Here is a 22,545-nt window from a genome sequence, read left to right on the forward strand (position 1 = left end):
TTTGTACCATGTTAAATACTTTAGGTAATCTTCTCAGTCTTACAACATTTGGAGAGAGTCATGGCTTGGCTTACGGTGGAATCATCAATAATTTTCCGGCAGGTTTAACGGTTGATTTTGATAAAATTCAATACGAATTGGATCGAAGAAAACCCGGACAATCTGCAATTGTAACCCAAAGAAAAGAAAGTGACACCGTACAGTTTCTTTCAGGAATTTTTGAAGGAAAAACAACCGGAACTCCCATTGGTTTTATTATCGAAAACGAAAATCAGAAATCAAAAGATTATGACCATATTGCTAACTCGTATCGTCCGAGTCATGCAGATTTTACGTATGATCAAAAATATGGTCTGAGAGATTATCGCGGCGGAGGAAAGTCATCAGCAAGAGAAACCATGAACTGGGTAGTTGCCGGAGCTTTAGCAAAACAGCTTTTATCAAATATTGAAATCAACGCTTACGTCTCTTCTGTAGGCGATATTTTCTGTGAAAAACCTTATCAGGCTTTGGATTTTTCTAAGACAGAAAGCAACGAAGTTCGTTGTCCTGATGCTGAAACAGCAGAAAAGATGATCGAGAGAATCAAAGAAATCAAAAAAGAAGGCAATACAATCGGCGGAACAATTACATGTGTGATCAAAAATGTTCCTGTCGGAATTGGTGAACCTGTCTTCTCAAAACTGCAGGCAGAATTAGGTAAAGCAATGCTGAATATCAATGCAGCAAAAGGTTTTGAATACGGAAGCGGATTCTGTGGTGCAAAAATGACTGGAAAAGAGCATAACGATCTTTTCAATGAGGATTTCACTACAAAATCTAATCTTTCCGGTGGAATCCAAGGCGGAATTTCAAATGGAATGGATATTTATTTCCGGGTAGCTTTCAAACCAGTGGCTACTATTTTAAGACCTCAGGAAAGTGTGGATAAATTTGGAAATCCTGCCATTGTAGAAGGAAAAGGACGCCATGATCCTTGTGTTCTTCCAAGAGCTGTTCCCGTAGTGGAAAGTTTGGCAGCTTTTGTCTTAGCGGATTTATTTTTGATTAACAAAACAAGAAATATTAATAATTTTTAATACAAATTTTAAGTAATGGAAAATTACTGGGCTCAAGGAATTTCTTATGAAGAATATATTCAAATCGCAAAAGAACGATTAGAAAATCCTTCCACTCAACAGGAAATTGACTATAAACAGTACTATGAACTGGGACTTCAAAGAATGGACAGAACTTTGAAAAAATACGTTCCGGATGAAGAACAGCTGAAAGAACTTGCTGCTAAAAATTTTGACGGAAAGATTTTAATCATTTCTGAAGCGTGGTGTGGTGATGCAAGCGCAACAGTTCCTGCTTTGATTAAATTTTTTGAAGGTCATAATGAAGTAAAAATCTTCCTAAGAGACAGCGATAAAAGTTTAATCAATCAGTTTTTGACCAACGGAACTGAATCTATTCCTAAAGTTATTATTTTGGATAAAGACTTCAACGTAAAAAATTCATGGGGACCTCGTCCAAAATATGGAAAAGAATTACTGATGAAACACAAAGCCGATCCTGAAGGTTATCCAAAAGATCAGTTTTATAATGACCTGCAGCTGTATTATGCCAAAAACAGAGGTAAAGATGCCGTTCAGGAAATTTTAGATCTTCTTTAAGATATTAGGTTTTTGCTGATATTTAAAAGATACAAATTTTAGGGTAAATTAAATAAGTAAAACTCATGAAAAAAAACATAATTTATCTTGTATTAATCATCATTATTGCTGTGATCGCACTCGTTCCGGGAGTGAAAGAAAAATTACAGGATACTTTTTTTCCAATCGCTACGATTGAAAATGCGGTTCATGTAAACGAAGAAGATTATGATATTGATTTACAAGGAATCAATGTTCCGAGTACCAATCTTAAAGCTTTCAAAGATAAAGCTGTCTTTCTTAATTTCTGGGGAACATGGTGCCCTCCATGCAGAAAAGAATGGCCTTCGATCCAGAAATTATATGATGCTAAAAAGGATAAGGTCTGTTTTGTTTTAATAGCTATGAACGATCAGGAAGATGCTGTAAGAAAATTTTTGAAAGAAAACAACTACGACGTTCCTGTTTATATTGCACAGAGTCCTATTTCAGAGAAAATACTTCCTAAAGTTTTCCCTACCACTTATCTTTTGGATAAAAACGGAAGAATCCTCATCAAAGAAGATGCTTCAAGAGATTGGAATTCAGAATCTGCACATCAGTTTATCGACAGCACTATCAAATAATTTTAACTAAATTTTATATCTATTTGGTACAAAGTTTGTGAAATATACACAGAGTTAAAATTATTTTAAACTATAAACACAAAATGAAATATTCGAAACTGAGTCTTGCAAAAGAAGCCATCAATCACAAAGGCTTCATTAAAAAGATCCCTGATATTTTCAGAATGATAAAAATGTGGCGGAAAGGAACGTATCCAATCAAGTCTATTGATATTATTCTTCCTCTATTAGGTGTTCTTTATATACTTTCACCCATCGATCTTCTTCCAGAAGTAGCTATCCCTGTTTTGGGTGTAATGGATGATCTTGCAGTATTATATCTGGTAATTCCAAAACTCATTAAAGAGGTAGATAAGTTTTTACTTTGGGAAGCCCAACAAAAATACAGTAGCGGAGAAACAAAGATTATTGATGCAGAAATAATAGAATAAAATCAAACATTCCCAAAAGGAATGTTTTTTTATTAACATGAATTGTTATTCTAAACGAAAGCGAAGTCAAGAATCCGTTGATTATAAAAATTAGATTTCTCCTATCGTCGAAATGGCAACCTTTTAACTACAACAAAAAAACTCCCAATAACGTTTTAAAATATCATCAAAAATTTGAATGTAAATTCACTATTTACTTTACCAGATAAAATTGATTTTGAGTTTTTTCCCATTTCGCTTTCAAATCCTTAAATTTGCACCATCTAATAAAAAATAATGGAAAGTAAAAAAGAATTCTTTTTGGAGTGCTACAAACTGGGCATCATTAAATTCGGAAGATTTACATTAAAAAGCGGTATTGAAAGTCCGTTTTATGTAGATTTAAGACCGCTGGCTTCAGATCCTAAAATTTTGAAAAGCCTGGCTAATTATTTATTGGAAATGCTTCCTTTGGATAATTTCGATTTAATATGCGGAGTTCCTTACGCTGCACTTCCTATGGCAACAGCAATGTCTTTGGAAAGCTACATTCCGTTAATTATTAAAAGAAAAGAAGCAAAAAATTACGGTACAAAGAAACTTATTGAAGGAATTTATCAGAAAGGGCAAAACTGTCTTTTGGTAGAGGATGTCATCACTTCAGGAAAATCTTTGATCGAAACCATCGCAGAAGTAGAACAGGAAGATCTTAAAGTTGCAGATATCGTTGTTGTTCTTGACAGAGAGCAGGGCGGAACACAACTTTTGGAAAGCAAAGGGTATAAAGTACACACGCTTTTCAATATTTCAGAAGTTTGCGAAATCCTTCAGGAAAATGGAGAATTATCTGATGAAGAGGTAAAAAGAATTCAGGATTTCTTACAGGGAAACCATATTCAGTTTGAAGAAAAGACAAAATCTTCTTACGAACAAAAACTAAGCAGTACACAACATTCTGTTTCTAAAAAATTATTGGAAACCGCGATTGCTAAACAATCGAATCTAATTGCTTCTGCTGATGTTACGACCACTCAGGAATTATTAGATCTTGCTGATAAAGTTGGACCGCACGTTATTGCATTGAAAACTCATATCGACGTTATTTCTGATTTCGAATACGAAAAAACAATTACACCGTTAAAAGCATTAGCTGCAAAGCACAACTTCTTATTGATGGAAGACAGAAAATTTGCAGATATAGGAAATACTCAGGAGCTTCAGTTCACAAGCGGAGTCTTCAAAATTACAGACTGGGCAGATTTTGTAACCTCACAGGTAATTGGTGGCTTTGAGTCTCTAGACTGCTTTAAAAATGTAGGGGTGGTTGCCATTATCGGAATGTCTTCTAAAGGAGCTCTGACTACGAGCAGCTACAGAGAAGAAGCTTTAAAAGTAGCTTTATCTCATCCTAATGTAATCGGAGGAGTTTCTCAGAATACACTCCCTGAAGAACTGTTATTGTTCACTCCGGGTGTGAATCTAGCTGATTCGGGTGATGGAAAAGGACAGCAGTACAATACTCCGGAACATGTATTCAGAACGCTTCACACTGATTTCATTATTGTAGGTAGAGGAATTTATAAAGCTGAAAATCCTGAACAGGCTGCCATCACTTATAAAAATGAAGGATGGAAAGCTTACCTGAATTCTTTATAAGAAACAATTCAAAATATTTTTTAACCACAAGAGGTACAAAAGAACTTAGGTTTATTATATCTTTTGTGGTTAATTTTTTATCAATTCCTTGCTCAAATCTTTACCAAATCTATTCAAAATAAGTTATATTTGGTGCTTTATCAGGAATATTGAAAAGAATTAGTATTTGTCTTATTTTGTTTTTAGGTGTTGTAGAGATTTCTGCACAGAAAGACAGTATATCTGTTGAAGCCAGGCTATCTGCAGATCATAAAACATTAACAGTGAATCAGGAATTGGTCTATTTTAACCATTCCGAAAAAGAACTGGACTCTATAAAACTGCTAAACTGGATTTCTGCTTATCATAAAAGAGAAACTTCTTTAGCCTACAGAAAGCTGGAAGACCGGAATACTGATCTTCATTTTGCTAAAGATGAACAACAGGGAAAGCTTTTAAACTTACATATTAAAAATTCTGGTCAGGATATTCCCGTTCAAGATCTCTCAGATGAAAATCTTTTCCTGCCTTTGCAGCAAGCACTGAAACCGGGAGAAAAAATAAAACTACAACTGCAGTATCAATTGCAGCTTCCTGATCGAAAATTTACAGGATACGGAACGTCCGATAATAATATAATTTTAAAATATTTCTTTATTGTTCCCGATCACTTTGATCCGGATAATAAGTATCCAAAAAAATATCATGATATTGAAGAGTCTGTAAACTTCAATACTTTTTGGGACATTAATCTCGCAGCGGAAACAAAATATTATATCCAAAGCAACATCACCCAATCTTCAAATGGCCATTTCACGGATGATCTGGATACTGATCCTGAATTTATTCTTTCTAAAAAAGAGTTTCCGGTGATCAACATCAATTCCGATGACCTTAATACTGAAATTAAATTCGGGTACAATCTGAGTCCACAGGAAAAAGAAAATCTGGAATTTTTCTTACCTCTTCATCTAAGATTTATCAAAGATAAACTTGGATTTGTTCCTGAAACACTTTTTATTTCTGAGAAATTCAGGAATAAGGAAGATTTTTTCGGGAACAATGACATTAGTATCTGGAAGTTTAATTTTCCTCTTTTTACGGATGCTGAAAAAATAGATTTAGACTATTTTGGAATTATTGCGAAGAAAATTCTTGACGAAACCATCATAACCAATAAGCAGGATAATCATTGGTTTAAAAACGGCTTAAAATCTTATTTAGAAATTCAATACCTGAATAAATTCTATAAAGAAACCAAACTTTTAGGAACACTTCCTGAAACTAAAATTTTTGGAGTAAAGCCTTTAAAATTATTCCATGCTTCCAAGGTGAAATTGGTTGACCGTTATGGTATTGCCTATCAATATATCATGTCGCAGAATCTTGACCAGAAAGTCGATGAAAAGTTCACGGTTCTAAGCAACTTTAATGATATGGCCATCAGTAGTTTTGAGACGGGAAGTTTGTTCAACTATTCTGCTGATAAAATGGGATATGAAAATTTTAATATCCTTTTAAAAGATTTCATACTAAAAAACCAACATCAAAAGATTGATCCCAGAGATTTTTTAAAAGAACTTGCTGAAAAAGATGAGAGAACAGAATATCTGGCTGATTTTCTGGAGCATAAAAACAGAGTTAATTTCAAATTAAAAAGATTACAGAAAGAAAATGATACACTGAATATTAAAATTCATAAGAATACATTTTCAAATATCCCTGTAAAATTAAAAACGGAAGACAAAGAAGGAAACAAACAAGAATACTGGGTCGAAGCTGAAGAGAATGCAAAAACAAAAACTTTTTCGCTTCCTGCAGATGATATTTACAAAATCACCCTGAATGAGGATTATATATTTCCCGAGTCTAAATACAGAGATAATTACCTGTATGCCAAAGGTTTTTTCTCTAATACCAAGAAAATTAAATTCAAATTTATAAAAGATATTCCCAATCCGGAATTCAATGAAATATATATAAGTCCTAAGATCAGATTTAATAATACTTACGATAAATTTTTATTTGGAGTCAACTTTAAAAACCAGTCATTTTTTGACCAGAAATTCCTGTATTCATTGACTCCGATGTACAGTTCCGGAACAGGAAAAATGACAGGTTCCGGGGCAATCTCGTACTCTTTTTTACCTGCTGAAAGCATTATCCGAAGTCTGACTTTCGGAGTTTCGGGCTCCTATTTTCATTATGACTACAATCTTGCTTATCGCAAATTATCTGCTTTCTCCAATATTAATTTCAGAAAAAACCCAAGAAGTACAGTAGGAAGAAGTTTAGCTTTTTCATACAACTATTTTGAAAGAGATCTCAGTCCGGCAATGATTGCCAAAAAAGATTATGACAAATACAATCTTTGGAGTCTTGGATATGGATACAGCGACAGCCAGATGATTCATGAGAAAAGCTTAAGCATCAGTACTCAGGGAATGGAAGATTTCAATAAAATAACTGCAGAAGGCTTTTACAGATGGGAATTTGCTCCTAAGCAAAAATTAAGTTTACGATTATTTGCCGGATATTTTGTAAGGAACGATACCCGGAACAGCACATTCAACTACGGGATTTCAAGGGTTTCCAATTATTCATTTTCCTATACACTCCTAGGTGAAAGCGCCAGCAGCGGAATTTTATCCCAGCAGTTTATTCTGGCAGACGGAGGTTTCAAATCTTTCCTACCAGGAAGTGTAAACCAATGGATCACTTCTTTCAATGTAGATTCAAGTGTATGGAAAATTTTCCATGTATATGCGGATGCCGGATTTTATAAAAACAAAAACCGACCGACTCAATTTATCTGGGACAGTGGAATAAAAGTAAGAGTAATTCCTGATTTTCTTGAGGTTTATTTCCCTGTACAGTCTTCTTTAGGTTTTGAACCTTCTTTCAAAGACTACGCAAAACGTATCCGGTACACTTTGGTTCTCAATCTGGGATCTATTATTAATGCTGCGAGAAGGGGTTGGTATTAGAAATAAAAAAACAGCTACGGATTGCAGCTGTTTTTATTTATTCTTATTTTTTTATTATTGTTTTACTTATGTTTCTTTTTGCCAATTTTATTTTCAAAATATAAGTTCCCGAAGGCAAATGTTGAATATCAGCTTTTTCTTTTTCTCCTTCTAAAACTTTTTTACCTGAGAAATCATACAACTCCCATAATAAAAGTTTTTCATTCCCTGTATCAATTGTAAATAATGTAGAAACAGGATTAGGGTAAACATTAATATTTTTTTCTTCTACATTTTCCTTTGTACGTAAATCTAACGAGAGTTCAATCGGCTTTTGAAATAATCCGGCATTTCTTCCAGAAGACTGATCATTAGAATCACCAACTCTACATCCTTCTATTTTTGCCAAAAATTCACCTTTTATATGTGTATTTGGATTCAACGAAATATAGGATCCTGCTTTCATTTTTATATTTTGATTGGAAGCAGTTGAGTAGTTTGTCTGAGTAGTAATAGAATTAGAGGCTCTATATGTAAAAGTAGTATTAGTTTCTGATGACGTAAGCAAAATATTTGGAACACAATCTCCTATAGCATTTTTAGTTTGCACCAACTGAGGAAGATTATTATTCGTATTCTTACCCTGTAGATATACATTATTAACATCAATACTTGCATTATTGAAACTATTGATATTTAAAATTTTAGCCAGATAACCATTACTATCCTCGAAGGGCATATAAATATCCCCCCATTTATTTCTTTGCATATCTTTTGGCCCAGCAGTAGATGATGAATAATTGATAGGCAACAAATAAGAATTTACCGAGCCGGAAATATTAACCATATCAATACCATAAACTTTAGAATTTCCATTTGCACCAATATACAAGATGGATCCATTATTATTAAATTCAGCAGTACTTGATCCACTAGGATTTGTACTAATATCAAGGACAAAATCATTAGTTACTTTTCCTGTAGTATTATTAAATGACAAAACCTTTATGCTTGCCCAGTTTCCTGCACTTACTTGCCCCCAATGAGAAATATATAGATAATTAGAAAAGTTGTTACTTACACTCACTTTAGGAGATATTTTTAAATATGCACCATGTGTTGTAGGAGAGTAATTGGGTATATTTAAGGGCATATTACTGACTACCGGAGTATTAATTAAACCTTGATTATTTACCAAATAACTATACAGTTTTGTTTTGTTGGGTACCACTACCCAAAATGAATTATTATCGGAATGCCTAACAATATTTACATTGTTTGCTGAAAATGACGCTCCATTTTCATCTACTAAAGGTATTGAATTACTATTAGGCATAACATCACCTAAGGGCAATCCATTACTTAAATTACCTAGTGACATATCAATAATGGTATAGGAACTTATTCCACTATTGTTATTATAAAAAGCAACGGGAGTGAAAATATAATATAAATTAGGATTACCGGGATGTGGTAAAATACAAAGCTGAACTCCATAAGGATTCCAGCCATTGGTATTTAAAATTCCGTTTGGCATGATTTGATGATCTCTATTCCAAACATATTTTCCATCGGTGTAAAAAAGTAAACCACCATTGATATCACTTATACTACCAACAGGCTGTTGAATTACGCCCATAGCACTATTTAATAATGGATTCGGAGTTACATTGGAAAAATTGACACCCGCAAACCCTCCAAAATACCAATTATCATTTTCCCCCTGAGAAAACAATAATAATGGCAGCGTAAGTAAAAACATTATATAAAATCTTTTCATAGCTTTCAGTTTTATATAATTATTATTTTACTTTTTTCTCCAAAGCTTCTATTCTCTTTTGCTGCTCAATAGTATATAAGGTAAGCTCTTCTATTTTTTTAAGTAAAAGAATGTTCATTTCCTTAAGCTCAATACCATTTTTAATCGCCTCTTCTGTAGAAGGAACTTCCGGAAGATGGCCATTGTTAGTAATGAAATGTTCTACTTCTTTTAATGGCATCAACTTATAATCTTTTTTGAATACATAATCTGCCCAGCCATTATTAGCAGCGATATCTACTTTTACCTGTTCTGTTCGAATACCTCCTTTTACAAAAAGTTTATAATTATTACAATCAGAACAATTAGCTAAAGTTTTAGAACCTATGACAACTTTACCATAATCTTCCTGTAAATAATCTATCATATTATAGCCATCCACTCTAAAATGAATATAATCATTAGGGTTATTATAAATTTGAAATACAGATGTTGCCATATCATCTACATTAAAAATAGGATTTCCCCAAAATGAAAAATCATAGTTAGGATTAATGGCAGAGCCCGTTCCAAATCTTATTTTTCCATTCTCACCAATTACAATTCTATTTAAGTTATTTGTTTTAAATATCAAATTCTGGTTATCTGTTGTTCCTATAAAGTTAGTCCCTGGTGTTGTTCCAGAATTCCCTGTTAATGACCAACTACTTTGTGCATTCACAAATAACCCACTTAAAACTGCTAAAAAAGCCAATTTTTTCTTCATGATAATTTTTTAATTTATATGGTTGTTAATTTTTTCTAAATTATGTGATTTTTTTGTACCAACAAAAAAAAGAGCTATCAAAAATGACAGCTCTTTTAAAATATAATTCTCTGTTAAAATTAATCTTTCAAAATCTTCTGAGAAATAGCTTGATTGTTTACAGTACCTGTAACGATATAGTTTCCTTTTGCCAAATCAGCAATATTTAAAGTTCCATCAGCTTTTACCGATGCAGTTTTTACTACTTGTCCGAACATATTGTAAACTTTTACATCTTTTGCATCAGCTCCGAAAACAATTTCATTATTCTTTACAAAAGTGTTTTTTACAAAAAGAGATTTTTCTTTTCCGAAATCTGCAACAGCTAATGAGCCACTAGCAACAGTTTTAATTACAATATTATCTAAATAAGCTCTGAATGATGTTGTCGGTGTTTCAAACGTTACAATTGAGTTTGCTTGTCCTCCAGTAAATGTAACAGTTTTTGTCTCAGCCGATCCCGACATTACAGCCGAATAAGAAACAGTTTGATCCGCTAAATTTGTTACTTTTACTAATATTGTGCTTGGGGTAGCTGTCCAACCTTTAACATCAAAAGTAATTACTACATTTCCTCCGTTACTAGATAAATCTAAAGTTTTAGAAGTCATAGTTCCAATTGCCGACGATGTTCCTAACTTAGCCATTCCACCAGCACTATAAACTTTAGATCCGGTAGGAAAGTTTGCAACCGGAGCAATTGGATTCGTGGCAGAACCTGGATTATAGACATCAGTTCCACTTGGTGCCCCTGTACCAGTTGAAGCTGTATTACCACCATCAGTATACGTAGCAAAATCTTCAGATAAAACAGTCGTTTGCTGTGCATTCATTACTGCAGACACAGCAACAATTCCTAAAACAGTAAATATTTTTCTCATAATTTAATTTTTTAATTATTTATAATTTATAGCACAAAATTACATCATTTTTTTAATCAAAAGCAATAATTGAATTAATTTTTTGTTAATACTACTAAAACCCCAAGTATAAGTATTTTTTTAGCTATTTTTACCAATTATTTTTAAAGAATTGCGGAATTATCTTTTAATATTCGTATTGTTTTTTATGGGCATATTCCAGGGAAATGCGCAGATTTTCTCGTGGAAAAATCCTAACCTGCCCAAAGACACTTTAAAAAAAGACAGCATTCTCTCCGCAAAGAAAGACAGCATCATTGCGGCTAAGCTGGAACAGGATATTTTCGCAAAAGATACTCTAGATTTTGTAAGAACCAGCAACAGAATCCTTGTAGACGAAGCCGTTTTGGCTAAAAATGACAAAAAGAGATTTTTAGGGGAACTAAATTCCAAAGGTTCTATCATTCGTGGAATTACTTTTGGTAACAACCAGGGACAATCTGTACAGAGTTCCATGGATCTTCAGATCTCCGGGAGGCTTTCTAAAGATGTAACGATTTTAGCCAGTATTTCCGATCACAACCTTCCTATTCAGGCGGATGGATATACCCAAACCCTGGAAGAGTTTGATAAGATTTATATGCAGCTTAATATAAAGGATAAATCTATCCTTAGAGCCGGACATCTCGATCTGGCGGAAACCAAAAATTACTTTGCGAAATACCAGAGAAGAAGTATGGGACTTCAGTTCCAGACCGAAATGGGAAAGGAAAATAAAACTTTCGTGGATGTGTCCATGGGCGTAGCACGAAGTGAATTCCACAGAGTGCGCTTTCAGGGAGTGGAAGGAAATCAGGGTCCTTACAGATTGACAGGTAAAAACGGAGAACAGTTTATTACGCTGATTTCGGGTTCTGAACAGGTTTTCATTGATGGGATTTTAATGAAAAGAGGGGAAAACCAGGATTACATCATCAATTACAACACCGGTGAAGTTACTTTTACCAGTTTCCGACCTATTTTCCAGCAAAATTTCATTACCATTTCCTATAACTATACCAATAGAAATTATTCCAGGTATTTATTTACCGGAAAGATAGAACACGCAAGGGAAAAACTTAAGCTAGGATTGAACTGGTTCATGGAAAATGACAATAAAAATGCTCCTCTTGCTCTAAATCTTTCTAAGGAAGATGAACAAATTTTAGCAGATGCAGGAAATAATCCTGATTTAATGTATGCACCATCAGGAGTTGTCACCGAATATGATGTGAATAAAATCCTGTACCGACTAAATCCTAATGGAAATTATTATGAATTTTCAACAGATCCCAATGAAACCCTTTATCAGGTATCTTTTACTTATTTCGGAATCAACCTTGGAGATTACAAACTTACTCAGACTACCAATAACGGACGTGTTTTTGAATATGTAGGAACAAATTTAGGAGATTATAAAGCCGTAAGAAAACTGCCTTCTCCTGAAAAATCCCAGGTATACTCATTAAATTCTGAATATGCGCTTAAAGACGGTAAAATAGGAGCTGATTTCTCTTTAAGCAATTATGATGTCAACTTATTCTCCTCAAAAGATTCAAGATTGAATACAGGATATGCCTGGCGTATATTCGGAAACAAAATTTTCAAGAAAAACAACTGGAGCGGTACTCCGACTTTTGAATATCAGTACATTGATAAGCAATTCCATATTTTAGACCGTATCAATGATGTGGAATTCTCCAGGGATTTCAACTTGGCCCAGGAATTCAGCGGAAGGACCCAGAACAGATTTATTTTCAGCTTTTTAAACAAATGGAATAATAAATCGACTTTAAACTACCGGATCAATTATCTGGATGAACAGGATTCTTACAAAGGAATTAAAAATGATTTAGATTTCGCCTGGACTAAAGGTAAATTTTTAACAAAAGGAAATTTATCTTATCTGGATACAAAAGCAACGCTTCAAAACACAAAATTCATAAGAGGGGGAGCTTCTACGGAATTCACCGGACAGAAAGGAAGCTGGGCTGTAGGGGGAAGTATGGAGCATAATGAGAAAACCTACAATGATACTCAACTCATGGATGTTACCAGTTTCAGCTGGAGAGAACTTTTTGTCCAGAAGAAAATCGGAGACAGCACCAGAACCAAATTATTGGCAAAAGTATATATGAGGGGCAATGACTCTGTGCGTGAGAACCGCCTTCAAAGCATGAATAATATTTTAGGATTCATGGCTGAAAGTCAAATTATTAAAACAGAAAAAACGACACTAAATGCGCTGCTTCACTACCGAAAGTTTTTCTATCAGAATCAGGATGCTGATGTAACCCAAAACAATGATTTCGTTGTCGGAAACATTCTTTATAATCAGCAGCTTTTCAGAAATGGAATGCGCCTACAGGCATTTTACGAATTAGGAAACGGACAGGAAGCTCAAAGGGAATTCCAATATTTAAAGGTAACAGACGGACAAGGTATTTATAAATGGACCGATTACAACGGAGATGGCGTTCAGCAGCTTGATGAGTTTGAAATTGCGGAATATTCGGATTTGGCACAATATATCAGAGTTTACACCAATTCCGTACGCTATCTTCCGTCTAATAAAAATAAGCTTCAGTTAGCATTATTTGTTAATCCGGCTATTGTTTTTAACTCCGAAAATAAATTTTTAAAACGCTGGAATTTTAATATTTCCCTGAATTCACAAAATTCATTTTATAAAAAAGATAAAGTATTAGTGCTCAATCCTTTTGAAAAAAATGATAATCAGATTCTTAAAAATCAAAACATCTTAACGTCCGTACAGTTCAACCCTACCGAAAAATCCGGCTGGAACGGAAACTACCGTTTTATCTCAAACGATAACCTCATCAATGCCAATTTCAGTAATGAGGAAAGAGAGCAAACTTCCCACTTCTTAAACATTGGGTATTGGTTTAATAAAGAATTCAGGGTAGATTGGGAAAATTCTGTCCATGATATTAAAAACTCTTCCCAGCTGTTCGCAACAAGAGATTATCGCTTAAACAATTTTGAAACCAAGCCTAAAGCGACTTATAAATTTACCGATGCTATACAGGCGGAGCTTTCTTCTGCTTACAGAGAAAAGCAAAGAGTAGATGGTGAAGAATTATTAAAAGCTTTCGACATTACCGGAACAATCCAGTGGGAACGTAAAAAAACGTCCATCAGAGGGAATTTTTCATTCATTAATAACGATTTCACGGGAAACAATTTCAGTATTGTGGGAAATCAAATGCTTGACGGATTAAAACCTGGAAAAAACCAAGTATGGAGTGTATTTATCCAGCAGGCGATCAACTCTTTCCTTCAGCTAAATTTAACTTATGAAGGAAGAAATTCAGGGGACAGAACCATTCATATCGGAAGCATGCAGGTGAAAGCCAGTTTCTAACATTTTCTTATTAATTACAGTAATAGATATTATCATATTTTCAAAAGATTAGAATTTCGTAAATTTGCGCCATGATAAAAATAGGCAACATAGAACTGCCGGAATTTCCGCTTTTGCTGGCTCCGATGGAAGATGTAAGTGACCCTCCGTTCAGAAGGTTATGCAAAATGCATGGTGCAGATTTGATGTATTCAGAATTTATTTCTTCTGAAGGCTTGATTCGTGATGCCATCAAGAGTAGAAAAAAGCTTGATATTTTCGATTATGAAAGGCCAGTCGGAATTCAGATTTTTGGAGGTGATGAAGAAGCAATGGCCATGTCTGCAAGAATTGTGGAAACAGTAAATCCTGATTTAGTTGACATCAATTTCGGATGCCCTGTAAAAAAAGTGGTTTGTAAAGGAGCAGGAGCAGGAGTTTTAAAAGATATCGATCTTATGGTTCGTTTGACCAAAGCCGTGGTAAGCTCCACTCATCTTCCTGTAACGGTAAAAACCCGTTTAGGTTGGGACAGCACTTCTATTAATATTGATGAGGTTGCTGAACGTCTTCAGGAAACCGGTATCAAAGCATTAACAATCCACGCAAGAACGCGTGCCCAAATGTATAAAGGTGAAGCCGATTGGGAACATATCTCAAGAATCAAACAAAATCCGAATATTGAAATTCCAATCTTTGGAAACGGAGATATTGATTCTCCTGAAAAAGCTTTAGAATATAAACAAAAATACGCCTGCGACGGAATCATGATCGGTCGTGCTGCGATTGGTTATCCTTGGATTTTCAACGAAATCAAACACTTCTTTAAAACAGGAGAACATTTACCTGCTCCAACTATTGAAGACCGATTATTAGCTGTTCGTCAGCACGCAGAATGGAGTGCAGAATGGAAAGGTGAAAGATTAGGATTGGTTGAAATGAGACAACATTACAGTAATTATTTCCGTGGAGTTCCGCATTTCAAGGATTTCAGAAAGAAATTCCTGGAAGTTTTCACTTTAGAGGAAATGGATGCGTTAATTAAAGAAACTCAAGAATTTTATAACGAATATTTTGCTCAGCAAGCATAAAATAAAAACCCATCAAATTGATGGGTTTTTATTTTTGTATTATTTAAAGAAATACCTTTTTATTAATATCCTTCAGAAGCAGACTGGTTTTTAATTAATGCTAAAGCCGAAGAAGTACCTATCCTTTTTACACCTAGATTAATCATTTTTTCAGCATCTTCCGGAGTTCTTACTCCTCCTGCGGCTTTCACAGGAAGCTTACCTGCATTATCCAGCATAATTTTTATTCCTTCAAATGTTGCTCCGTTAGCTTTTCCATTTTCAGTTTTATAAAAACCTGTTGAAGATTTTACGAAAATTTTCGACAAATCATTCTCAGAAAAATTCTCTTCAGCCCATGTAGAAATATGTTTAGTAAGATCTGCAATCTGCGCATCCGTTAAAGCTGCAATTTCGATAATCCATTTTGCAATTTTATAATGTTGCAGACATAATGCTGTACATTGTACAAATTCTTCTTTTACTAAACCTAAATCTCCTTCCAGATAAGCGTTATAATTAATAACAAAATCCAGTTCATCTGCTCCGTCTGCAATTGCTTTTGTAGCTTCAGCCAGTTTCTCATCAACGGAATAAGTTCCTTCGTGAAACCCAATAACAGTTCCCACCACAACATTAGATTGTTTTTCCTGAATATACTTTTTGATTTCAGATACATAATCAGGGCGAATCATTACGGCAAAAATACCGTTATCAATTGCTTCCTGTGTCAATTCTATATCTTTCTGTAAAGTTTCTTCATCTGAAAGTCCGGACTGTTCCGGAGTTTTCAAATACGTGGAATCCAAATATTGTGCAATGTTCATAATCTGTTATACTTTCAGTTGTCTGTAAATACCTTGTTCCAAAGATATGAAAGTTTCAGTTCTGGTCACTCCTTTTAGCTTCTGAATTTTGCTAAGAATTTGCATCAGGTGATCATTATCTTTACACAGAACTTTTAGGAAAATAGTATAGTTCCCGGTTGTATAATGTGCTTCCACCACTTCATTAATGTCCCTCAAAGCTTTTACCATATCCGGATAATGACTTGGCTGGTCTAAGAAAACGCCGATATATGAAATTACTTTATACCCTATCTTTTTAGGATTTAAAAAAGATATTGAGTTTTCAATAACTTCTGCCTGCTCCAATTTTTTTATCCTTTGATGCACGGCTGTTGTAGAAATCCCTACATTTTTTGAAATATGTGCTAAAGAGGTTTTGGCATTATCCATCAGCATATGGATAATCTGCTTATCTATGGAGTCTAGATGATACGTTGTGTTTTCAGCGTCTTTCATTTTTGTTAAACTTTTACTTGTTTACTTTTATTTTTATTTATTATGTTTTCTTAATTCTATGATTACAGGATAATGATCACTATAACCACCTAAATAACGGGTTCCTGCATAGGTTCTAAAAGGTCTCCCGCTAAACATTTTATCCCGGCTACTGATTTCTTCGACATTAAAAACATATGCCTCTTCAAAGCCGAGCTCCATACTTTTATTAAAAAAAGACATGGACAATATTATCTGATCGAACAAAAGACCAGATTTGTAATGATAAGTGGAGTACTTTTTCTCGGTAAATAACTGCCGAAAAGGATTTTCTAAGATTTTACCTGAGGAGGAATCAGATAACATCTCAACTAGATTCTTTTCATCCGGATTCTCATTGAAATCACCAAACAAAATCACAGATTCATTACGGTTGCTAATAATTTCTACAATTTTGCTTTTAATCTCTTTGAGAATAAAATCTCTTTTAGGCTTATTGACGTCTTTTTCTCTTTTGGAGGGTAAATGAGCAACAAAAACGTTGATAATTTCATCACTATATTTTATTTTCGAAAAAAGAACATCTCTTGTAGTGTCATAATCTTCCCTACTCGGATTTCCTCTTTCAAAAAAAAAAGTAATGGCTTCGGAATCTAAAATTTCCACTTTTGATTTGTCATACAGCAATGCTACATCTACTTTTCTTTCATCCATAGAATTGTAATGAACAATTCCATAATTTGAATTAAAAGGCTGCATCTGTACAAGTTCTTCTAAAACTTTTCTTCCTGAAATTTCAGACAAACCAATGAGGAATGGCAAGGAACCTTTCTTGTCTTTTATAAGCTGAAAAACATGAGAAATTTTGTGTAGCTTATTTTTATATTTCCGCTCGTCCCAGTTTCTCAATCCTGAATTCGTTGGATCAAGTTTATGTGTGGGGGTCGGATCAGGTAAAAATAAATTTTCTACATTATAAAAAGCTAATAATTCCATCAACATTCATTTTCAAAACACGGTTCTCCACCTTAAATTCCGAATGTAAATTTATCACTTTTTTACAAATATTATTACCTATTTCACAATTATTTTATGAAAAACAAAAAAAACAAATCTTCATAATGTGAAAATTAACAATTTAATCATCTGTAGCAGTTTAAATTTTACTTAAAATAGCCAAAATTTTAAATTAATTTTTCTTCGATCCGATATAATTTTTCATCAATTTTGACGGTCCAGAAATTTCGTAAAAAAATCAAAAATTCTACCTAACAATCACAGGTTTTGTGGTTTTTTAATCTAAATCAGAGCCTTAAAACGGGATTATTTTACGTTTTTTAGGCTGGATTGAAACTTTAATCACTTTTTATTAATTTTTTTTAGAATTTGTTTCAATAAAAAACCGGATTTATAATAAATCCGGTCGTTTTTCTTTCGTTATTCTTACGGCTTCGTCATGCCGCCACTCTTCTATTTTACCAAAATTACCACTCAGTAATACTTTAGGGACTTCTAATCCTTTATATATTTCCGGCCTTGTATAAATAGGCGGTGAAAGAAGGTCATCCTGAAAACTATCCGTTAAAGCACTTTGTTCGTCATTAAGAACTCCCGGTAAAAGACGGATAACAGAATCTGCAAGCACGCATGCGGCAAGTTCTCCCCCGGTTAAAACATAATCCCCAATAGAAATTTCTTTAGTGATATGAAGATCCCTTACTCTCTGATCAATTCCTTTATAGTGACCACAAAGGAAAATCAGATTGTTTTTTATAGAAAGTGTATTGGCAATTTTCTGATTCAAAGTAATACCATCGGGCGTCAAATAAATCACCTCATCATATTCTCTTTGCGATTTCAGCTCAGAAATACATTTATCCAATGGCTCTACCATCATTACCATTCCTGCTCCTCCTCCATAAGGCTCATCATCGATCTGCCTGTGTTTATTGATCGCCCAATCCCTAAGATGATGAAAGTGCACTTCTACCAATCCTTTATCCATTGCTCTTCTTAATATAGAGGTTTGAAATGGACTTTCCATCAATTCTGGAAGTACGCTTATGATATCAATTCTCATTGTAATGTTCCGTTTTTCTTATTAGGTAAAATAATTAATCTTAATGCTGAATCTTTGTTGAAATAACTCCACATCCAGTTAAAAAACACAGCAAGTTTATTTCGAACGCTCAAAATTAGCATTAAGTGGAGGAACATCCAAAAATACCAGGCCAAGAATCCCTGAAATTTTATAAATGGAAGATCAACAACCGCTCTGTGCTTACCTATTGTTGCTAATGAGCCTTTGTCATCATACTCATACTCATTCCATTCGCTTATATTTTTCTTCAAAAAGTTTTTCCCGAGATTTTTTGCCTGATTTATGGCTACATTGGCTACCTGCGGATGACCTTGAGGATATTTCGGAGTCTCCATATAGGCAATATCTCCTATCGCATATATATTGTCGTACCCTTTTATTTTATTGTATCGATCAACAATATATCGGTTTTTCATTAAATTTTCGGCAGGAAAACCATCAATTACATTCCCGGTAACTCCGGCTGCCCAGATCACATTATTTGAAGGAATTTCTTTTCCGCTTTTCATGTACACTTTATCACCATCATAATCTGTCACATATTCTTCGCTCAGGAAAGTTACTCCCAAATCTTTCAGATATTTTTCAGATTTTTCCTGAGATTCATTGCTCATTACTGCAAGCGGCTTTTCCGTAGAACTCACCAGGATAATTTTAAGATGATCAAAATTCATATAAGGATAATCTCTCGGGAGAATATCTTTTTTCATTTCTGCAAAAGCACCTGCAAGTTCCACTCCCGTTGGTCCACTTCCTACGATTACGATATTCCAGTTTCCGTCATCACTTCTGCTTTTTTCCAGGATCAGCTTTTCAAACGTCATCAGAACATGGTTTCTGATACTGATGGCTTCCTGGGTATTTTTCATCCCGAAAGCTTTGGATTCCAGATCTTTGTTCCCAAAAAAATTGGTCTTACAGCCCGTTGCAATAACTAGTTTATCATAAGTAAATTCTGCTCCGTCTGTTATTACTTTATTATGAGCAGCATCAATCTCCTTGACCTCTGTCAAACGAAATTGTGTGTTTCTGGATTGCTGAAAGATTTTTCTGAACGGAAAAGAAATATTGGAAGGCTCTATCCTGCCACATGCCACCTGGTAAAAAAGCGGCTGAAACATATGATGATTTACCCTGTCCAGAACAATAACTTTTTTATTTTTATTGTTCAGAGTTTTTGCAAGTTGCAATCCCGCAAAACCGCCTCCTATAATGATGATCTTTTCGCGTGTTTCCATATTACACAAATTTACTTATTTTATTTAGTATTTTTTCGCTTAAAAAGCTAGTTTTGCAAAACTTTATGAGCCCTAAAAAGTACACCAAAAAGACTGCCAAAAAGATCCATAAAAACCGGCGAAGAAACTATTTTTTTCGTCGCAAAATTGTATTGGTATTGCTTCTTATTGCTCTTATAGGAACCGGATTGTATCTAAAACATTCCATAAGCTATTACTATGCCTTATATTTTAACAAATTTAGGCATAAAAAGCTTCATAATACGGAAGCAGAAGCTTTAAGAATCCAAAAAATCCTTTCGGATAACCTTGATAAAACGTATGGTTTTGATGTTTCTCATTATCAGAATAAAGAAGATATCAGTTGGGACAGCTTAAGTATCGGGAATAAAACCATTCCTTTGGAGTTCGTGGTGATGCGTGCAACTATGGGAAACCGTCATGCAGATAAGCATTTTGATGAATTCTGGCAACAGGCTAAGAAACATGAACTCATACGGGGAGCTTATCATTTTTACAGAGCGGATGAAGATCCGGTCATTCAGGCAAATAACTTTCTGGCAAATGTGCATTTAGAAGAAGGTGACTTACCTCCAATTTTAGATATTGAAAAAATTCCCAGACGAAAATCCAACCAAAAACTGGTAGAGGATTTAAAAGTCTGGTGCAAGATTGTAGAGGAAAGATACGGAGAGAAACCAATCATTTATACTTATTATCATTATTACAAGGATTTTTTAAAAGGTGAATTCGATGATTACCCGCTCTGGCTTGCCAATTATAATGATGTTCCCGCCCCGTCTCCCGATGACAGTTGGGATTTCTGGCAGTTTACGGAAAACGGAATTGTACATGGCATCAACACTAAGGTGGATCTAGATATCTACAATGGAAATTCCTGGTCTTTAAAAAGACTAACCCTGGATTAATTTTTCAAAAAGCTAATAACGTCTTTGTTCACATCTTCTGCAATTTCAAAAGGAAGATAATGTGTTGCTTTAGGGTAAATTTTGAGCTTGGCTTTGGGAATTTCTTTGGCAATCATTTCCGTATGCTCTGTTTTTATCACATCGTTTTCTCCGGCAAGAACCAACGTCGGATTTTGAATTTGCTGTAATGATTTTTTATTGATATGAGGTTCATTCAGCATTAAGGTCAACAATCTTTTTTCAGTTTCATTTTCCGGCTGATTGGCAAGCTGCATCATATGAACTTTACTTTTAAAGTTTTTTAACAGATCTTCATCTACCCCTTCCGGAAATGCATTGGCTCCGATAATGATGAGTTTGTTGAGATGTTGAGGATATTTTAAAGCAAATTCAAGCCCTGTATTTCCTCCATCGCTCCATCCTAAAATATTGGTTTTTGAAATGTTCAAATGATCCATTAAATTTTTAAGGTCATCCGCAAAAATTTTGTAATTCAAATTCCCTTTGGTAAAGTCCTTGCTTTTTCCCTGAGCTCTTGTATCAACAGCAATGACTTTAAATTCTTTTGAAAGTTCGGGAATCTGTTTGTAAAATTCTTTGATACTTCCCCCGTTTCCATGAAGTAGAACAAGAGGCTCACCTTCTCCATAGATTTCATAATACAGTTCTGCATCATTCAATTTCAGGGTATTACCTACAGCATCATTTTTACCGTAAACAGAATTTTCAGACTCCATATTATATTGACTAAGATCCGGAGCTAAGATTGAAGTTTTATCATTATTATTCTTCACGTCGTCTTTACTATTCTTACCGTTTTTATCCACTTTTACATCAATATTAATTGCCGGTGCCGCAATAGTCATTTTCTGCCAGTCGCCATAAAATTCTCTGATATAACCTGTTCTGAACAAGGCAGCGCTAATCGTAATTCTTCCCTGAAATCTTTTCAAAAACTGTATCCCGACGAAAAATTTTCCCTGAACCCAGATATTCCGGTCATTGACATCTAAAGTAAAGGTACCGTCTTTTATCATATCTTTCGTGAGTTCAACCGTAATTTCTTCGTCTAAAATATTTTTATCCGGAAAACCGTTTTTCTCTGAATAAATGCTGTAACGCATCAGAACAGGCTGATCCGAAGTATAGCTTGAGATATTCAGATTGATGTTTTTAATTTTTGATTTTTTACTGGTATTAAATTCTAAAGCTGTCTCACCCAAAAAGTTCTCATTATTTATATCCGGATTCACATTGTACATCACGCTTTTTGTCTTCGTATTCACTCCCCAGTTTTTATCCACCAGTTTTTTAGGCTTGATACTTACTTCATCAATATTTTTAACTTTCTCTTTTAAAAATATCTTTTGTCCGTCAAGATTTTTAAAATCTTGAACAGATTGAGAATATTTTTCATATCCGGGAACTTCAATCAAAATAGATCTGGTAGCATTTATCTTGGAAAGATCAATGGAAAAACGGCCGTTTTCATCTGAAATCACTCCGGTTTTCTCTTTCTCTACGCCTACTTTTACATAAGGAATCGGCTTGTTCTCCTCTTTAGAAAATACAGTTACCGAAACAATCTGGGCATGGAAAGAGATAACAACAAGTGAAAGAAATAGAATGCTAAGTTTTTTCATGGTAAAAATTTGAAACAAAATTCTTTATTTATTCTTTCAAAAGCTCATAACACGGTATTAAATTTGACAATAGAATTGTTAAATTTATTGTAAAACCTTAGCTACAGGTGAAATTAATTATTAAAAACATTTAAAAACCTTTCTACAGCAAAATATATTTTCTCTCTTGTAAAGCCTTAT

At 34.2% G+C, this 22,545-nt stretch carries 18 protein-coding genes; 9 read left to right on the forward strand and 9 right to left on the reverse strand.

Features of this window, described 5'->3' with window-relative positions; genetic code table 11:
• Positions 1-8 precede the first annotated feature (8 nt).
• The 6 genes from aroC to MKS83_RS09795 all read left to right on the forward strand — a co-directional run bounded on the left by aroC (position 9) and on the right by MKS83_RS09795 (position 7,295).
• Positions 9-1,079 carry a chorismate synthase gene (aroC, locus tag MKS83_RS09770; RefSeq protein WP_240583009.1) on the forward strand — a complete coding sequence of 357 codons (1,071 nt, stop codon included), beginning with the start codon at positions 9-11 and terminating at the stop codon, positions 1,077-1,079.
• 15 nt (positions 1,080-1,094) lie between these two features.
• Complete coding sequence (locus MKS83_RS09775) at positions 1,095-1,658, forward strand: thioredoxin family protein (protein ID WP_240583010.1); 564 nt, start codon at positions 1,095-1,097, stop codon at positions 1,656-1,658.
• A 65-nt stretch (positions 1,659-1,723) separates the two neighbouring features.
• Positions 1,724-2,263: a TlpA family protein disulfide reductase gene (locus MKS83_RS09780; protein WP_240583011.1), complete on the forward strand. Its 540-nt coding sequence runs from the start codon at positions 1,724-1,726 to the stop codon at positions 2,261-2,263.
• An 83-nt stretch (positions 2,264-2,346) separates the two neighbouring features.
• Positions 2,347-2,694 carry a YkvA family protein gene (locus tag MKS83_RS09785; protein WP_240583012.1) on the forward strand — a complete coding sequence of 116 codons (348 nt, stop codon included), beginning with the start codon at positions 2,347-2,349 and terminating at the stop codon, positions 2,692-2,694.
• Positions 2,695-2,970: 276 nt separating this feature from the next.
• The gene (gene pyrF, locus MKS83_RS09790) at positions 2,971-4,329 is read left to right on the forward strand and encodes an orotidine-5'-phosphate decarboxylase (RefSeq protein WP_240583013.1); all 1,359 of its coding nucleotides are present in this window, start codon (positions 2,971-2,973) and stop codon (positions 4,327-4,329) included.
• 149 nt (positions 4,330-4,478) lie between these two features.
• Positions 4,479-7,295 (forward strand): aminopeptidase, encoded by a 2,817-nt coding sequence (locus MKS83_RS09795; protein WP_240583014.1) that lies wholly within the window; start codon positions 4,479-4,481, stop codon positions 7,293-7,295.
• Positions 7,296-7,338: 43 nt separating this feature from the next.
• Here MKS83_RS09795 and MKS83_RS09800 read toward each other — a convergent pair whose 3' ends face one another.
• From MKS83_RS09800 to MKS83_RS09810, 3 genes are all read right to left on the reverse strand, one after another.
• Positions 7,339-9,054: a T9SS type A sorting domain-containing protein gene (locus MKS83_RS09800; RefSeq protein ID WP_240583015.1), complete on the reverse strand. Its 1,716-nt coding sequence runs from the start codon at positions 9,052-9,054 to the stop codon at positions 7,339-7,341.
• A gap of 22 nt (positions 9,055-9,076) precedes the next feature.
• On the reverse strand, positions 9,077-9,799 hold the full coding sequence (locus tag MKS83_RS09805) for a hypothetical protein (RefSeq protein WP_240583016.1): 723 nt from the start codon (positions 9,797-9,799) through the stop codon (positions 9,077-9,079).
• A 119-nt stretch (positions 9,800-9,918) separates the two neighbouring features.
• Positions 9,919-10,719 carry a T9SS type A sorting domain-containing protein gene (locus MKS83_RS09810; RefSeq protein ID WP_240583017.1) on the reverse strand — a complete coding sequence of 267 codons (801 nt, stop codon included), beginning with the start codon at positions 10,717-10,719 and terminating at the stop codon, positions 9,919-9,921.
• 187 nt (positions 10,720-10,906) lie between these two features.
• Here MKS83_RS09810 and MKS83_RS09815 point away from each other — a divergent pair, with 187 nt between their 5' ends.
• Positions 10,907-14,122, forward strand: coding sequence for a hypothetical protein (locus MKS83_RS09815; RefSeq protein ID WP_240583018.1), 3,216 nt, complete (start codon positions 10,907-10,909; stop codon positions 14,120-14,122).
• 71 nt (positions 14,123-14,193) lie between these two features.
• On the forward strand, positions 14,194-15,192 hold the full coding sequence (gene dusB, locus MKS83_RS09820; protein WP_240583019.1) for a tRNA dihydrouridine synthase DusB: 999 nt from the start codon (positions 14,194-14,196) through the stop codon (positions 15,190-15,192).
• A 62-nt stretch (positions 15,193-15,254) separates the two neighbouring features.
• Here the strand turns inward: dusB and deoC are convergent, their stop codons facing one another.
• The 5 genes from deoC to MKS83_RS09845 form a co-directional block, all read right to left on the reverse strand.
• The gene (gene deoC, locus MKS83_RS09825) at positions 15,255-15,998 is read right to left on the reverse strand and encodes a deoxyribose-phosphate aldolase (protein ID WP_410679546.1); all 744 of its coding nucleotides are present in this window, start codon (positions 15,996-15,998) and stop codon (positions 15,255-15,257) included.
• 6 nt (positions 15,999-16,004) lie between these two features.
• A complete protein-coding gene (locus MKS83_RS09830; RefSeq protein WP_100376671.1) occupies positions 16,005-16,475 on the reverse strand; it encodes an Lrp/AsnC ligand binding domain-containing protein in 471 nt (156 codons plus the stop codon).
• 33 nt (positions 16,476-16,508) lie between these two features.
• The gene (locus MKS83_RS09835; protein WP_100377040.1) at positions 16,509-17,450 is read right to left on the reverse strand and encodes an endonuclease; all 942 of its coding nucleotides are present in this window, start codon (positions 17,448-17,450) and stop codon (positions 16,509-16,511) included.
• Between the two features lie 412 nt (positions 17,451-17,862).
• Entirely contained in the window at positions 17,863-18,534 is a 672-nt protein-coding gene (gene trmD / locus MKS83_RS09840; RefSeq protein ID WP_100376672.1) for a tRNA (guanosine(37)-N1)-methyltransferase TrmD, read from the reverse strand.
• Positions 18,531-19,793, reverse strand: a complete 1,263-nt coding sequence (locus MKS83_RS09845) for an NAD(P)/FAD-dependent oxidoreductase (protein WP_240583020.1) — start codon at positions 19,791-19,793, stop codon at positions 18,531-18,533. Before MKS83_RS09845 ends, trmD begins: the two co-directional genes overlap by 4 nt.
• A 65-nt stretch (positions 19,794-19,858) precedes the next feature.
• On the opposite strand from MKS83_RS09845, the gene MKS83_RS09850 reads away from it, so the two are divergent.
• Positions 19,859-20,722 carry a glycoside hydrolase family 25 protein gene (locus MKS83_RS09850; protein WP_240583021.1) on the forward strand — a complete coding sequence of 288 codons (864 nt, stop codon included), beginning with the start codon at positions 19,859-19,861 and terminating at the stop codon, positions 20,720-20,722.
• Here MKS83_RS09850 and MKS83_RS09855 read toward each other — a convergent pair.
• Positions 20,719-22,365, reverse strand: coding sequence for an alpha/beta fold hydrolase (locus MKS83_RS09855; protein WP_240583022.1), 1,647 nt, complete (start codon positions 22,363-22,365; stop codon positions 20,719-20,721). The two genes, MKS83_RS09850 and MKS83_RS09855, sit on opposite strands and share 4 nt — an antisense overlap.
• Positions 22,366-22,545: the final 180 nt, after the last annotated feature.

It is taken from the genome of Chryseobacterium sp. Y16C (assembly GCF_022488405.1).
GTDB lineage: Bacteria > Bacteroidota > Bacteroidia > Flavobacteriales > Weeksellaceae > Chryseobacterium > Chryseobacterium geocarposphaerae.

Excerpts from the sequence above, each read along its gene's own strand:
- MKS83_RS09775 (WP_240583010.1), top strand. The coding sequence starts at position 1,095 with ATGGAAAATTACTGGGCTCAAGGAATTTCTTATGAAGAATATATTCAA.
- trmD (WP_100376672.1), bottom strand. The coding sequence starts at position 18,534 with ATGAGAATTGATATCATAAGCGTACTTCCAGAATTGATGGAAAGTCCA.
- MKS83_RS09830 (WP_100376671.1), bottom strand. The coding sequence starts at position 16,475 with ATGAAAGACGCTGAAAACACAACGTATCATCTAGACTCCATAGATAAG.
- MKS83_RS09815 (WP_240583018.1), top strand. The coding sequence starts at position 10,907 with ATGGGCATATTCCAGGGAAATGCGCAGATTTTCTCGTGGAAAAATCCT.
- MKS83_RS09785 (WP_240583012.1), top strand. The coding sequence starts at position 2,347 with ATGAAATATTCGAAACTGAGTCTTGCAAAAGAAGCCATCAATCACAAA.
- MKS83_RS09855 (WP_240583022.1), bottom strand. The coding sequence starts at position 22,365 with ATGAAAAAACTTAGCATTCTATTTCTTTCACTTGTTGTTATCTCTTTC.
- MKS83_RS09780 (WP_240583011.1), top strand. The coding sequence starts at position 1,724 with ATGAAAAAAAACATAATTTATCTTGTATTAATCATCATTATTGCTGTG.
- MKS83_RS09845 (WP_240583020.1), bottom strand. The coding sequence starts at position 19,793 with ATGGAAACACGCGAAAAGATCATCATTATAGGAGGCGGTTTTGCGGGA.
- deoC (WP_410679546.1), bottom strand. The coding sequence starts at position 15,998 with ATGAACATTGCACAATATTTGGATTCCACGTATTTGAAAACTCCGGAA.
- MKS83_RS09800 (WP_240583015.1), bottom strand. The coding sequence starts at position 9,054 with ATGAAAAGATTTTATATAATGTTTTTACTTACGCTGCCATTATTATTG.
- pyrF (WP_240583013.1), top strand. The coding sequence starts at position 2,971 with ATGGAAAGTAAAAAAGAATTCTTTTTGGAGTGCTACAAACTGGGCATC.
- aroC (WP_240583009.1), top strand. The coding sequence starts at position 9 with ATGTTAAATACTTTAGGTAATCTTCTCAGTCTTACAACATTTGGAGAG.
- dusB (WP_240583019.1), top strand. The coding sequence starts at position 14,194 with ATGATAAAAATAGGCAACATAGAACTGCCGGAATTTCCGCTTTTGCTG.
- MKS83_RS09805 (WP_240583016.1), bottom strand. The coding sequence starts at position 9,799 with ATGAAGAAAAAATTGGCTTTTTTAGCAGTTTTAAGTGGGTTATTTGTG.
- MKS83_RS09850 (WP_240583021.1), top strand. The coding sequence starts at position 19,859 with ATGAGCCCTAAAAAGTACACCAAAAAGACTGCCAAAAAGATCCATAAA.
- MKS83_RS09835 (WP_100377040.1), bottom strand. The coding sequence starts at position 17,450 with ATGGAATTATTAGCTTTTTATAATGTAGAAAATTTATTTTTACCTGAT.
- MKS83_RS09810 (WP_240583017.1), bottom strand. The coding sequence starts at position 10,719 with ATGAGAAAAATATTTACTGTTTTAGGAATTGTTGCTGTGTCTGCAGTA.